The sequence below is a fragment of the Hansschlegelia plantiphila genome (assembly GCF_027922265.1).
In the GTDB taxonomy this organism is placed as follows: domain Bacteria; phylum Pseudomonadota; class Alphaproteobacteria; order Rhizobiales; family Methylopilaceae; genus Methylopila; species Methylopila plantiphila.
In genome coordinates this window covers 1-12,867 of the sequence record NZ_BSFI01000018.1, presented here as the reverse complement: position 1 = coordinate 12,867, position 12,867 = coordinate 1, and the positions used below count along the sequence as shown (strand labels likewise).

The 12,867-nt window shown below is 67.1% G+C and carries 10 protein-coding genes and 3 pseudogenes; 6 read left to right on the top strand and 7 right to left on the bottom strand.

Going from position 1 to position 12,867, the window contains the following annotated elements; translation table 11 throughout:
• Positions 1-23: 23 nt before the first annotated feature.
• A pseudogene (locus tag PKE75_RS13340) lies at positions 24-364 on the top strand (IS6 family transposase); the annotation flags it as partial.
• Positions 365-449: 85 nt separating this feature from the next.
• The gene (locus tag PKE75_RS13335) at positions 450-686 is read left to right on the top strand and encodes an SANT/Myb-like DNA-binding domain-containing protein (protein ID WP_271169230.1); all 237 of its coding nucleotides are present in this window, start codon (positions 450-452) and stop codon (positions 684-686) included.
• A 181-nt stretch (positions 687-867) separates the two neighbouring features.
• On the opposite strand, the gene PKE75_RS13330 is transcribed toward PKE75_RS13335, so the two are convergent.
• Positions 868-1,806 carry a LysR substrate-binding domain-containing protein gene (locus PKE75_RS13330; protein WP_271169229.1) on the bottom strand — a complete coding sequence of 313 codons (939 nt, stop codon included), beginning with the start codon at positions 1,804-1,806 and terminating at the stop codon, positions 868-870.
• Between the two features lie 128 nt (positions 1,807-1,934).
• Between PKE75_RS13330 and phnA the strand changes: the two genes are divergently transcribed.
• A complete protein-coding gene (phnA, locus tag PKE75_RS13325) occupies positions 1,935-3,218 on the top strand; it encodes a phosphonoacetate hydrolase (protein WP_271169228.1) in 1,284 nt (427 codons plus the stop codon).
• Positions 3,219-3,250: 32 nt separating this feature from the next.
• The gene (pstS, locus tag PKE75_RS13320; RefSeq protein ID WP_271169227.1) at positions 3,251-4,261 is read left to right on the top strand and encodes a phosphate ABC transporter substrate-binding protein PstS; all 1,011 of its coding nucleotides are present in this window, start codon (positions 3,251-3,253) and stop codon (positions 4,259-4,261) included.
• A 632-nt stretch (positions 4,262-4,893) separates the two neighbouring features.
• Here pstS and PKE75_RS13315 read toward each other — a convergent pair.
• From PKE75_RS13315 to PKE75_RS13295, 5 genes and pseudogenes are all read right to left on the bottom strand, one after another.
• Positions 4,894-5,667 carry a 3-deoxy-manno-octulosonate cytidylyltransferase gene (locus PKE75_RS13315; RefSeq protein WP_271169266.1) on the bottom strand — a complete coding sequence of 258 codons (774 nt, stop codon included), beginning with the start codon at positions 5,665-5,667 and terminating at the stop codon, positions 4,894-4,896.
• A 96-nt stretch (positions 5,668-5,763) separates the two neighbouring features.
• A pseudogene (locus tag PKE75_RS13310) lies at positions 5,764-6,048 on the bottom strand (HAD hydrolase family protein); the annotation flags it as partial.
• Between the two features lie 152 nt (positions 6,049-6,200).
• A complete protein-coding gene (locus tag PKE75_RS13305; protein WP_271169226.1) occupies positions 6,201-7,286 on the bottom strand; it encodes an FkbM family methyltransferase in 1,086 nt (361 codons plus the stop codon).
• A gap of 45 nt (positions 7,287-7,331) precedes the next feature.
• Positions 7,332-9,080, bottom strand: a complete 1,749-nt coding sequence (locus PKE75_RS13300; RefSeq protein WP_271169225.1) for a capsular polysaccharide export protein, LipB/KpsS family — start codon at positions 9,078-9,080, stop codon at positions 7,332-7,334.
• 196 nt (positions 9,081-9,276) lie between these two features.
• On the bottom strand, positions 9,277-10,287 hold the full coding sequence (locus PKE75_RS13295; RefSeq protein WP_428979142.1) for a KpsF/GutQ family sugar-phosphate isomerase: 1,011 nt from the start codon (positions 10,285-10,287) through the stop codon (positions 9,277-9,279).
• Positions 10,288-10,722: 435 nt separating this feature from the next.
• Here PKE75_RS13295 and PKE75_RS13290 point away from each other — a divergent pair, with 435 nt between their 5' ends.
• Both PKE75_RS13290 and PKE75_RS13285 read left to right on the top strand, forming a co-directional pair.
• Positions 10,723-11,877: a right-handed parallel beta-helix repeat-containing protein gene (locus PKE75_RS13290; protein WP_271169223.1), complete on the top strand. Its 1,155-nt coding sequence runs from the start codon at positions 10,723-10,725 to the stop codon at positions 11,875-11,877.
• A 46-nt stretch (positions 11,878-11,923) separates the two neighbouring features.
• Positions 11,924-12,562, top strand: coding sequence for an acyltransferase (locus tag PKE75_RS13285; RefSeq protein ID WP_271169222.1), 639 nt, complete (start codon positions 11,924-11,926; stop codon positions 12,560-12,562).
• A 21-nt stretch (positions 12,563-12,583) separates the two neighbouring features.
• Here the strand turns inward: PKE75_RS13285 and PKE75_RS13280 are convergent.
• Positions 12,584-12,867 (bottom strand): annotated as a pseudogene (locus PKE75_RS13280) (3-deoxy-8-phosphooctulonate synthase); the annotation flags it as partial.

Below are 12,867 nucleotides of genomic sequence, written 5' to 3'. Positions count from 1 at the left end.
CAGCTGCCGCGGTACGGTCGTAAATGACCGCGATCTCCTACGCTCGTCATCGCTTCCCTCCCGCCGTGATCAAGCATGGGGTCTGCTGTATCTGAGGTTCACGCTGAGCTTCAGAGACGTCGAGGATCTGCTCGCCGAACGGGGCGTCGACGTATCCTACGAGACAATCAGGCGGTGGGTAACGAAGTGCGGCCCGGCCTTTGCCCGGGAGCTTCGACGACGCCTGCCTCGCCCGTCATCGCAGTGGCGTCTCGACGAGATGGCTGTTCGCATCGGCGGCGAGCGGCTGTGGCTCTGGCGTGCTGTCGACAGCGAAGGCGAAGTGCTTGACCTCTTGATCCAGCGGCGGCGAAATGCCGGAGCTCACCAGACATGGGCCGACGCCACCGCAGCTTGATCCGGGTTCCCGGCCTCTGCCGTCAGGCAGAGGTCCCCCGGTTCCCGTGACAATGCCGCTATTGGATGGCGCGAACGCCGGCAATCTCCCGGCAGAGAAGGAGCAGATTGTGACAGAGCGATTTGAACGGCATCGCCAACCCTGGACAGACGAGGAACTTGAGAAGCTCAAGGCGCTCGCGAAGAAAGGCATGGCGCTGAAGGCAATTTCGAAGGCGATGACCCGCAGCGAGGAATCCATCAAGGACCGCGCGAGACTTGACGGCGTCGGGATCGCCAAGCTCCGTTAGCCGTGCTCGCGACGTATAGACTGTGACGACGCGCTGGCGCTTTCCGGCTCGGCCGCTTTAAGGGTCCCGCGTCGACGCGCGCGCTTGGTCAGCGGCGGCGTTCGACGTTATTGGCGCGAACTGCCGTTGCCGAGGTCGCTAGCGGGCGATGTTCCTTCCGCGGCCGCCGCCGGGGCGACGATTACGCGTCGTCGGCCTCACAGAGATCCTGCAGCCACGTCATGAACGTCTCCGCGTCCGCGGTCCCGGGTTTGTGCGTCGACTGCGCGAAGTAGGAGCGCCCGGGGATGACGATCCGGGGGAGCGGGCAGCGCAGGCCATACGGGCGGGTCGCGTCGTTGAAGAACTGCAGCGGCGCGATCGTCAGGCCGAGTCCGTCGCGAACCGCATGCAGCGCGACATTGAGGTGATCGAAGCGGTGTCCCCCTTCGATCATGGGCTTGCCCAGCTCTGCGCGGGCGAACCAATCCTCCCACTCGCCCGGCCGGCTGGCCGACGCGATGGTGGCGTGCCCGGCGACGTCCTTCGGCCGCCGCACCGGCATTCTGCGGAGCAAGGGGATCGCTCCGACCGGCGTCAGGCTCTCCGTGAACAGCAGCCGCGGCCGGCCGGTCCTCGCGAGGCCATGTTCGAGCGGCCCGCGGCTGATCACGACGTCATGGTTTAGCAGGTCGGCCGGCTGACCCGTGACGCGCGTCGAGATCCAGACCGACACGGAGGGATGCAGCGCCTCGAACGCCTTGATGCGCGGCAGCAGGAAGTACATGGCGAAGGTGGCGGGGGCCTCGACCGAGATGGCCCGTCGCGAGCGGTCGCGGCGAACGTAGTCGCAGGCCGCTGCGATATCCCTCATCGCTTCGCTCACCCGCTCGGCGAGCACGCGCCCGTAAGGCGTCAGCTCCAGGCTGCGCCTGTGTCGGACGAAGAGGCTCTGGCCGAGCCGCGCCTCCAGCGTCGCGATCTGCTTGCTCACGGCGCCATGCGTGACGCCGAGCTGGTCGGCCGCCGCCGCGAGATTTCGTGAGCGCGCCGCGACCGCGAAGGCGCGCAACGCCGTCAGCGGCAATTCGCGTTCCTTCAAGCCCCACCCCCGTCGTGACGGCGCCCTGCGCACCGCCATCTGATACGGAATTTTTCTCACACTGAGGTGAGTATTTATCGATTTTATCTCCGTCTGCGCTTCCGTACTGACGTCGCGGCGCGCTGGCGGTTCATGCCGGCCGGCGGCCTCAGCATCGGACAACAGACATGGCGCAGACCCCATTCCCCCGGCGACACGAGACGACCGTCACGGTGAACGGCCGGAGCTACGCCGCTCCAGAGCAGCCCGTCGTCGTCATCTGCCTCGACGGCTTCGATCCCGAATATCTCGACAAGGGCATCGCCGACGGCGTCCTGCCCACGATGGCCTCGCTGCGCGAAGCGGGCTATGTCGGGACCGCCCTCGCCACGGTCCCGACGACCACGAACACCAACAACACGTCGATCGTCACCGGCGCGCCGCCCGCGATCCACGGCATCAACGGCAATTACTACCTCGACGCGGACACCGGCGAGGAGATCATGGTCACCGACGCGCGGCGGCTCCGGTGCGGCACCATCCTCGGCGCGATGAGCCGAGCCGGCGTCGAGACCGCGGTCGTCACGGCGAAGGACAAGCTCCTCAAGGTGCTCGCCTACGAGATGGAGGGGTTCGCCTTTTCGTCGGAGCGCCCCGAGTCGGCGACGCTTGCGCCGCTCGGCTTCGCGAGCGCGGAAGAGCTCGTCGGACGCAGCCGCCCCGACCAGTACTCGGCCGACCTGTCGCTCTTCGCGCTCGATGCGGGCGTCAGGCTCATGGAGCTCGCGCGGCCTGCGCTGACTTATCTGTCGACCTCCGATTACGTTCAGCACAAATACGAGCCGGGCGAGCCTGAGGCGAACGCGTTCCACGCCGCCGTCGACGCTCGTATCGCGCGCCTGATGGCGCTCGGGGCGACCGTCGCGCTGACGGCCGATCACGGCATGGCGAGGAAGTCCGGCGCGGACGGACGCCCGAACGTCGTCTACGTCGAGGACGCCCTCAACGGGGCGTTCGGCGCGGGCAGCGTGCGGGTGATCTGTCCGATCGCCGATCCGTTCGTCCGCCACCATGGCGCGCTTGGCGGATTCGTGCGCGTGCACCTGCGCGGACCCGGCGACGTCGCGGCGATGATGACCTTCGCCCGCTCGCTCCCCGGCGTCGAGCTCGTCCTCGACCGGGCGACGGTCTGCGAGCGCTACCAGCTGCCGCCGGACCGCGAGGGCGACTTCGCGATCTTCTCAGATCGCGCCACCGCGCTCGGCGCCCGCCAGGAGGACCATGACCTCTCCGCGCTGGGCGACCACCCTTTGCGCTCGCATGGCGGCCTCGCCGAGCAGCGCGTGCCATTCCTGATCTCCCGCCCGCTCGCGCAGTCCTACCGGGAGCGCGCCGAGACCGGGCTGCTGCGCAACCTCGACATCTTCGATTTCGCGCTGAACGGGCTCGCCCAGACGCCTGCCCGCCGCTGAAGCCGGACGTGACGCTCCAAGGAGAAGTCCCCATGCGTGTTTTCCCGACGAGCCTGCTTGCGCTCGCTGTCGTCGCCGCCTTCTCGCAGGAAGGACGGACCGCCGAGACGACGATCCTCGGCACCGGCTCCGCCTTCGCCCAGCCCATCTACAGCCGGTGGGCGTCCGAGGAGGCGAAGGAGACGGGCCTGCATCTGAACTACCAGCCCTCCGGCTCGGGCATCGGTCAGAACCAGGTCTTGAAGGGCCTGACCGATTTCGGCGCCTCGGACGTGCCGATGGACGACGACAAGCTCAAGCAGGGCGACATCCTGCAATTTCCCACCGTCGCCGGCGGCTATGCGGTGGTCGTCAATCTGCCGGGCGTCCGGTCGAACGAACTTCGGCTCACCGCCGACGCGCTGGCCGACATCTTCATGGGGAACATCCGGCGGTGGGATGACGCCCGCATCGCGAGCCTCAACCCCGGGCTCAAGCTGCCCAAGATGGAGATCGCGCTGCTCTACCACGCCGGCGGATCTGGCGGGACTTACGCCCTGTCCAGATACCTGTCGAAGGCGAGCGAGGCGTGGCGCAAGCGGATGGGCGTCGGCATGACGTTGGACTGGCCGGTCGGCGCGGGCGTCAAGGGGAGCTTCGGAGCGGCCACGACGACGCCGGTGACGGCGGGCAGCATCGCCTACGCCGAATTCTCCTACGCCGTGGCGAACCACCTGACGACGATCCAGCTCAGGAACAAGGCCGGCCGCTTCGTGGCGCCCTCCGGAGAAACCTTCGCCGCGGCGGTCGAGAGCGCCGACTGGAAATCCGCGGCGCACTTCGCCGTCGACCTCACCGACACGCCGGGAGAACAGAGCTGGCCGATCGTCACTCCGACCTTCGTCCTGGTGCCAATGGGATCGCACAAGGCCGGCACGTCGGAGGCGGTGATGAAGTTCTTCTCATGGGCGTTCGCCCACGGCGACGATGCGGCCCGATCGCTCCAGTACGTTCCTCTGCCGGCGCCGATCAAAGCCGAAATCATGACGACCCTCGGGAAATAACGCCGGATGGCCCGGCGCGCCTGCTGGGCCGCGCCCGTTCTTTTGCGCAACGCGCCTGCAGGTTGCGTCACGTGTTTGGGACCCGGGATCCCGCGCGCCGCCGCTTCGATCACGCTCGAGGTTCAGGGGCTGCGTGCGGCGATCCAGCCCCATCGCCGGCGGTTGCCGGGGCGTGCGCATGAGGCCGCCAAGCTTGTCGCGACGGACGCCCGCCGGCGCGGCGCGGCTGGTCACGCTGCGCCACCGCGCCCTGAGCGTCGCGAAGTCGAGCTCGCCCAGACGCACCAGGTCGGCTTCCATCCTCGCGGGATCGCCGGGCATGGTCAGGCGGACGCCTGAGCTGCTGCCGTGATGGAGTAGCGACGTTCGCCCTCATCCGGCTTCTCGGAGGTGAGATCAAAGCCCTTCTTGCGCAGGCCGCTCAGCACCGCCCCGGGTCGTGTGCGGCAGCCAGCCCGTGGCGTCGATCGCTGAGCGTTGCTCCGCCCGGCCGCGCCAGCAGATCAATAACAATCGCCTGCTTGGTGCCCGCCCGAACGGAGTCAATCTGGCGCTACCGCAGAATAATCGGGCTTTCGGGCTTCGCCGGCCGTCATGAGCTCAGCCGATTACCGCGACGATGCCCCACCGAGTCACGCTCTCCGAGACGCGGTATCAGCTGAGCCGGGCGCCGAAAGCGGCTGCCCCATGATCTCCCTCGCCCGCGCCAGATCCTCAGGCGTGTCGACGCCGAGGGGCACGACCTCCACCGCGACGGCGTCGACGCGCATGCCGGCTTCGATCGCCCTTAGCTGCTCGAGCTTCTCGCGCCGCTCGAGCGGCGAGGGCGGCAGAGCCACGAAGCGTTCCAGCGCCGCGCGGCGGTAGGCGTAGAGCCCGATATGATGATGAAGCGGCCCCGGCCCCCAGGGAGCGGCCGCGCGAGTGAAGTACAGACAGCGGAAGCGGCCGGGATCGATCTCCGAGCCGATCATCTTGACGACGCTCGGCGCGGTCTTCTCCTCCTCGCGGCGGATCTCGGCGACCAGCGTCGCGATCTCGACCTCCGGGTCGTCGAGCGGCGTCAGGCTTCGGCGTATCGCCTCCGGGTCGATCGTCGGCAGGTCGCCCTGGACGTTGAGCACGACGTTGAAGTCGCAATCCGGATCGACGGCCGCGAGCGCCTCGGAGATCCGGTCTGAGCCGGAGGCGTGGTCGGCGCGGGTCAGCTCCGCCCGGCCGCCGACGCGGGCGACGGCCTCGGCAACCTCGGCGGAATCGGTCGCGACGATCACCGGCCCGACGCCGGCCTCGCTCGCTCGCCGCCAGACATGCGTGATCATCGGCTCGCCGGCGATGTCCGCCAGCGGTTTGTTCGGCAGCCGGCTGGCTCCGAGCCGCGCGGGGATCAGCACGACAGGCCGTATGGCGGACCGCGCCGCGGCCGTCGTCGAGACCGCCTCGATCAGCGCCTCGCACAGTTCCCGCAACGCGCCGCGGCCGCCGGGCGCGGAGGTGACCTGGCGCGCGGCGGCGAGCGCTTCCGGCCGCGCGTCGGAGGGCGCGACCGGGAAACCGACAGCCCGCAGGCAGTCGAGATCGTTGACGTCATTGCCGATATAGACGGCGTCCTCGCGCGCGAGGCCGTTCTCCTCGAGCCAGCGGTCGAGCTCTGGAAGCTTGTTCAGAACGCCCTGCCGGACCTCGATCCTGAGCTTCCTCGCCCTTGCCGAGACCACCGGATTGGACTCCTTCGACAGGATCAGCGTCCGGATCGCGGTCAGATCGCGCAACCGGTCGAGCCCCATGCCGTCGGAACGGCTGGCGAACACCGCCTCGCGGCCGTCCTGGTCGACGAGCACCCGATCGTCGGTGAACACCCCGTCGAAATCCATCACCAGCGCCTTCGCCCGCGCCGGGAAAGCGAGCGGCTCGGGCCGGGCGATCCGCCGAAGCATGGTCAGCTCGCAACCCGCTCGACGGGAACCGCGTAGAGATCGCTTTCCGTGCTGTAGCTGTTGTGATGTCCAAGATAGAATTTGTAGTCCGGAAGGATCTTCGCCAACGAAAGCGGGATCTCGAACAGGTGCTCTATCGAGTGATAGATGCTGACCTGCAGCATCGGGCGCTTCGAGGCCAAAGTGTCCTTGGCGCCTGAGAGCACCGCCTGCTCGAATCCTTCGACGTCGATGCTGATGAGGTCGCACCGGCGGGAGGCGTCCTCGGAGAGGAAGCTGTCGACCGAGGTCGAACGCACGATGGTGTCGCCGTCGTCGTCGATGTTGGAGGAGCCGGATGCGCTCGCCTTGAGGCGCACGAAGCCTTCCTGATCCGTGAGCGCCGCCTCGACGATCTCGACCGTCCCGTGGTCCGCGGTCAGTTCGTCGGCGAGCGCGCGCTCGATCCGCTTCACGTTCGACCTGTCGGGCTCGAAGGCGTAGACCTTGCCGCCCGCCCCGACGCCGCGGGCGAAATCGAGCGACGTCCGCCCGTCATAGGCGCCGGCGTCGATCACCGCATATCCACCCAGCGCTCTGACCTGCGGATGATTGTATTCGGGATAGTCCGCGATCCGCAGAAAGCCGTGGTCGCCGGAGATGCGGTGGCGGATGATTGAGCTCAACGTCAGCCGGCTCTCGTCGTCCGCAAGCAAATCGAAGAGTTCGGACAGCGCAGATCCGTTCTTCTCTAGAAAGTTGAACTGGGTGCGGCCTCCGCGATACTTCTGGTCCTCGCGGAACAGCACGTTGCGGAAGCCGTTGAGCGCCAGCCCGATGCATTTACGGCGCACCTGCCGGCCGAACGCCACGACGGCGAGCTCAGGCCGCTCGCGAAGCTGCTGCACGTCGACATTGCCGATGACGGTGAGGTCCCGCTGCCCCTGCAGGCCGCCGATGAACTCGGCGTTGCGGCCGGCCGCCGATTTGAACCATTTGCTGGCCTTCTCCATCTCGTCGACGTCGCAGACGATGAAGGTCGGACGCGCATAGTCGGACTTTTGATGATTCCGCCGGTAGAGCGGCGCCTCGGAGACCATCCGGATCATGTCGTTTCTCGTCAAGTTTACGCCCCGTCTTATTGCCGCCCGCCCCTAGAAAAACCGCGATGCGATCCCCCGGCGCAGGGAGTCGAAGAAGTTCCTGCTCTTCTTGCTGTCGATATATTTGAGGACTCGGGCGCGGATCTCGGCTCTCGCGGTCTCGGAGTCGCTGCAGTCGATGAAGTGGGAATGGTGCAGCCAGTAGATGTAGCGCTTGAGCGTCGCGGACGGCAGCAACGGAAGCTCGCCGCGGAACATCGCGGTGAAGTCGCCGGGCCGCCTGACCTCGTAGCAGGCGTGCCGATAGTCGCTCTTGCCGAACAGGTAGACAGGCTTCAGGTGGAACAGCGCCTCGAAGCCCACCCCGGAGTTCACCACGCAGATGGCGGTGGCGCCGCGGATGAGCTGATGCACCGAAGCGGACGAGACGATGAACTCGCCCGTCGCCTCTCCGGCCCTCAGACGCTCCGCCACCGCAGGCGAGGTGCACAGGGGATGCCGTTTGACCACGAGGTTGAGGCCGTTGAGGCGGCAGTAGTCCGAAACCTCCTGAAGCATTGTGAGCATCGGCATGTGGGCCAGCCGCTGCACCGAGTCGTTGATGATCTGGAGGCCGACGAACAGATAAGGCGTCGGCAGCGCCTGCGCGGCGATATCGGGCTGCTCATACTTCGAGACGTTTTTCGAGATCAGCGTCGTGGCGCGCTCATGGAAGAACGTCTCGGCCTTCTCCAGGCTGACGGCGCCGAGCTTCAGCGCGTCGAGTTCGAGATCGGCGACCGAACACCAGCCCGCGTAACCCTGCGGATCGAGGGTGATATAGCCGGGATGGTAGGCCTCCTTGAAATGGATGCTCAGGCCGGGCGCGTCCTGCGTGTGGTACGACACCAGCCGTCTGTCCTTCCGCCCGGGCACGACGGTCTGACTGTCGAGCTTCGACCGGATGCGGACCGGCCGCCCGGTCGTCTCGAGCGCGGCGAATATCTCGGTGTGCACGCACCGAAGCGTTGAGCGGAACAGCCGGTTCTCGCTCGGCTTGAAGGTCAGCGCCGCCGAGGGCAGCACCACCTCCACCGCGCGCGGCGGCGTCGGCATCTTCACGCCCTTGATGCGCCTCTGGAGATCGAGCCGAGCGGCTTCGGCGTGGTGGAGCCAGTCCTTCGCCTCGCTCCGCACCAGCGCGAGCGTCTCGGCGAGGTCGTCGACGCCGGAAAGCTTGCGCTTGCGCGCCAGCGCCAGCACCCGCTCGGCGCGTTCGAGATCATAGACGTCGAGCCAGAACCGGGCGAGCCGCACATATTCACGCTTGAACAGCTTCGGCTGCTTCTCGCACTCCTTGGCGTCCTTGATTGCGCGCTTAAGCGCGAATTTCATCACGCCGATCCGTCCGATGCGCTCGGCGGCGAGCGCTAGACCTTTGGCGAAGCGGAATTTTACGCCGGGCGTCAGCTCCAGATACTTCTGCCCCGCAGTCACCGAGGCGTCGATCTCTCCGCCGTAGCGGCAGATGAACCAGATCGCGTGCCAGACGTCGGCGTTCGGCCCGGTGAGCTTCAGCAACTCGTGCAGCTGATCCTGCGCGCCGGCGAGATCGCCTTCTCCGGCGAGGACGAAGGCGCGATTCATGTGCGCCTGGAATCGCGTGAGATCGCGGCTGCGGCCGATGTCGGCCGTTCGGGTCGCATGCCTCGGATAGATGACCTTGCGGACATAATCGAGGTAGCAGATGTCGCTGATCGGCCCGGTCAGGGCGAGGCGGACCAGCCTGCGTTCGGCCGCCGCGAAATTCTTCGCCTTCATCAGGGCGAGCGCGGCGGATTCCAGCTGGGCCCGGTCGGCGAACCAAGCGCGACGACGCGTTCGAACGGCCGGAGGAGCCGGCTCGGGCCGAGGCTCCGGCGGCACGAGCCGCAGTCCGGCGAAGGCGGCGGGCGAAAGAGCCGTGACCTCTTCGGACGACAGGCGCGTTCGGGCGGAAGGAAGGGCCTCCACGGCTTCAGGCGACCCCGAGCTTGATCAGGTCGTGCATGTGCACGACGCCGATGCCCGGCCCCTTGTCCACCACGAACAGGGCCGAGATCACGTTCGCTTGCATCTCGCTCAGCGCGGTGGCGGCGAGTTCGTCGCCCGATATGGTCTGCGGCGCGCGGGTCATGACGGCGTCGACCGCCATGTTGGTGAGCTGAGGCCCCATATGCCGTCGCAGGTCGCCGTCCGTGATCACACCGATCAGCGCGCCCGAGGCGTCGGCGACGGCGACGCAGCCGAGGCTCTTGGCCGACATCATGATCAGCGCCTCCGCCATGCCGGCTCCAGAGCGGACGACCGGAGCCGACTCGCCCGACCGCATGACGTCCTTCACGAGCGTCAGCACGCCGCCCAGCTTGCCGCCGGGATGGAACCGCTTGAACTCATGCCGCGTGAACCGCCGACGCTCGAGCAGCGCGACCGAGAGCGCGTCGCCGAGCGCGAGCTGCATCAAGGTCGAGGTCGTGGGCGCAAGCCCGTGCGGGCACGCCTCCGCGACCGCCGGAAGGACGAGCGCCAGATCGGCCGCCTTGCCGAGCGCGCTGCCGCCATTCGAGGTGATCGCCACCAGCGGCACCCTGAAGCGGCCCGCATAGTTCACGAGGTCGCGGAGCTCCGCCGTCTCGCCTGACCAGGACAAAGCGAGCACCACGTCATCGGCCGTGATCATGCCGAGGTCGCCATGGCTCGCTTCCGCGGGATGCACGAAAAAGGCCGGGGTGCCGGTCGAGGCGAGGGTGGCGGCGATCTTGCGGCCGATGTGCCCGCTCTTGCCCATGCCGGTGACGATCGTCCGGCCCGCGGAGCGGTCGATGAGATCCACCGCATCCTCGAAGACTGCGCCGAGCGCGCCTTCCAGAGACTTTCGGAGGCGCGCGACGCCGGCGACCTCGACGTCGACAGTTCGCAGCGCAGAGTTCACGGAAGCGGAGAACGCCCGGCCGGAAGCCAGCGCGTCACTCTGCTGCTGCACTGCCATATCCATACGCGATCTCCTGAACGAGAGCCGATCACCGACGATGAAAGACGACAGCATCGCCGCCCTGCCGTTTCAGACTGTATTTGGACGATAAATGTGCGTTCCGTCACAAACAAGTATGATTCTCATTGGTGTGACAATCATTACAGTTGTTACAAGTATATGAATGTCATGAAACTGTCATTGCTTGCGTATTATCATAAGCTTCGGGTTTGTTGCGCTTGCGTTGACTGAACGCCCGCGGCCAGGTGGGTCCTTTTGGCGGCTACACAGTTTCAGGAGGGCCTACGGCTGGGCGGCCCGAGCCGTCGGGCGGCAGCCGTCCGGGCTGCTGTGACGACCCTCGCTGTCTGCGTCGCACTTCTTCCAGGAGCGCCGCGGGCCGCTCCGGCGACTTCTGAGAAATCTCAGTCCGCGGCGTGCCCGCCGCCCGACATGTCAGGCCCGAGCGTTCTGCTGGAGCCGAACTGCGTCTACGACGCGCCGATCGTACTGAAGACGAGCGGGGTCACCCTCGACTGCCGCGGCGCGCTGATCGACCTTGCGCGCCGCCATCCCTTCGGCGTCGAGATCGGCGTTGGCGCCGGCGTCAGCGGCGTCACCGTCAGGAACTGCCGCATCGCGAACGCGACCAGCAGCGGGATCGTCGTCGGCTGGCGATCGCCCGCCTCGGTGCGCGAAAAGCGATACACGGCGGCAGCGCGATACGAGGCCGCGACCCGCGACGTCACCCTCGACAACGTCGTCTCGTCCGGCAACGAGATCGCCGGCGTCTACGTTCTGGCCTACTCGCAGGACGTGCGGATAACCGGCTCACGCCTGACCGGGAACGCGGGAGTCGGCGTCTATATCGGGCCGCACTCGCTGCGCACGACGGTTGAAGGCAGCGAGATCGCCGCCAACGGGCTCGGATCGCCGCGTCACGCCCGCAGAGGACTCGGCCGGCGCGAGGGGATCGCGATCGACTCGTCGAGCGACAATGTCATTCGCCGCAACACGTTCCGCGGCAATGGCGGCGCGGTCTACCTGTATAAGAACTGCCAGGAGGCGGTCTCCGGCCACGGCCGGAACTTCAAGCGCATCATGCCGAGCGAGCGGAACAGGATTGAGGACAACCTGATCCAGGGATCGCTCATCGGCGTCTGGGCGGCTTCGCGGCAAAGCCGCATCCTGACCTCGTCAGATTGCGGCGACCCGTATTACGGCGACGGCAGATACGTGCTCGACCGCGCGCCGAACAACGTCATCGCCGGCAACGTCTTTTCGGATATCGGCGTGGCGGCCGTCATCGAGGATGACGGCAACCGCGTCGTGAACAACGACATCGCCGCCTCGGACTCGTGCGTCGTGGTCGGGACGGGGCCGCGGTCCGAGATGCTCGGCCGCCCGGTGCTGAATGTTTCAGTCTCCGGCAATCACTGTCGGTCGGAGGGAGACGGATACGTCTTCACGTTCGGCGCTTCGACCTCGCAGTTCGGCCAAAACGACCTGAACGGCCGGGAGGCTTCGCCGTCCGCCGTGCGATGCGCCGCCGGTCTCATGCCGTTCAAGGGCTTGAATTACGCCGACACCTGCGGCCGAGCCCGATAGGCCGGGACGTGGACGACCAGCTCATTCATCGGCCCGGGAGCCGCACGTGACCGACGAACCCTTCGACGAGACCGACCCGAGGAACAACAGGGTCACCTATGCCGGAGACCGGACCGACATGCCGTCCGTGCTAGCCATAGGAGGGGACGGGAACCGCGTGGATCTCGGCTCGGGCGGCAAGCTCGCCGGTCTGCAGATCACCGTGAAGGGGTCGCGCAACCGGCTGACGATCGGAGACGGCTGCATCCTGAACGGCCGGATCGTCATCAAGGGGAACGGCCGGACCGTCCGCATCGGCGCCCGAACGACGTTCCAGCACGTCACGCTCTACAGCGTCGAAGGCTGCGACGTGACCATCGGGGAGGATTGCATGTTCTCGAAGCGCATCGAGATCAGGACCTCGGACTCGCACTCCATCATCGATCGCACGACCGGCCTGCGGCTCAACCGACCGGGCTCGGTGACGATAGGAGATCACGTCTGGATCGGGCTCGACGCGGTGGTGTCGAAGGGCGTCCGCATCCCGGAGCATTCGATCGTCGGCGCAAAGTCGTTCGTGAACAAGTCGTTCTACGAGCCCTATGTGCTGATCGCCGGCGTGCCTGCGGCGATCATCCGCCGGAACGTGGATTGGGATCGCCGCCTGCTCCCGTTCGAGGCGGCGCCGGCGCTGCGCGAAGCCTAAGCCCGAGCCTCCCCGCTCTCGTCAGGCGGATTTGGCGAGCCGATCGAACGCCATCAGCCGATCGAGGAGCGCCGCCATCTCTTTCAGCGGGACCATGTTGGGTCCATCGGAGGGCGCGTGATCGGGGTCGGGATGGGTCTCGATGAACACGCCCGCCACGCCGACGGCGACCGCCGCCCGCGCCAGCACCGGCACGAATTCGCGCTGACCGCCGGACGACGTCCCCTGCCCGCCCGGCTGCTGGACGGAATGAGTGGCGTCGAAGATCACCGGCGCGCCGGTCTTCGCCATCTCGGGCAGCGCGC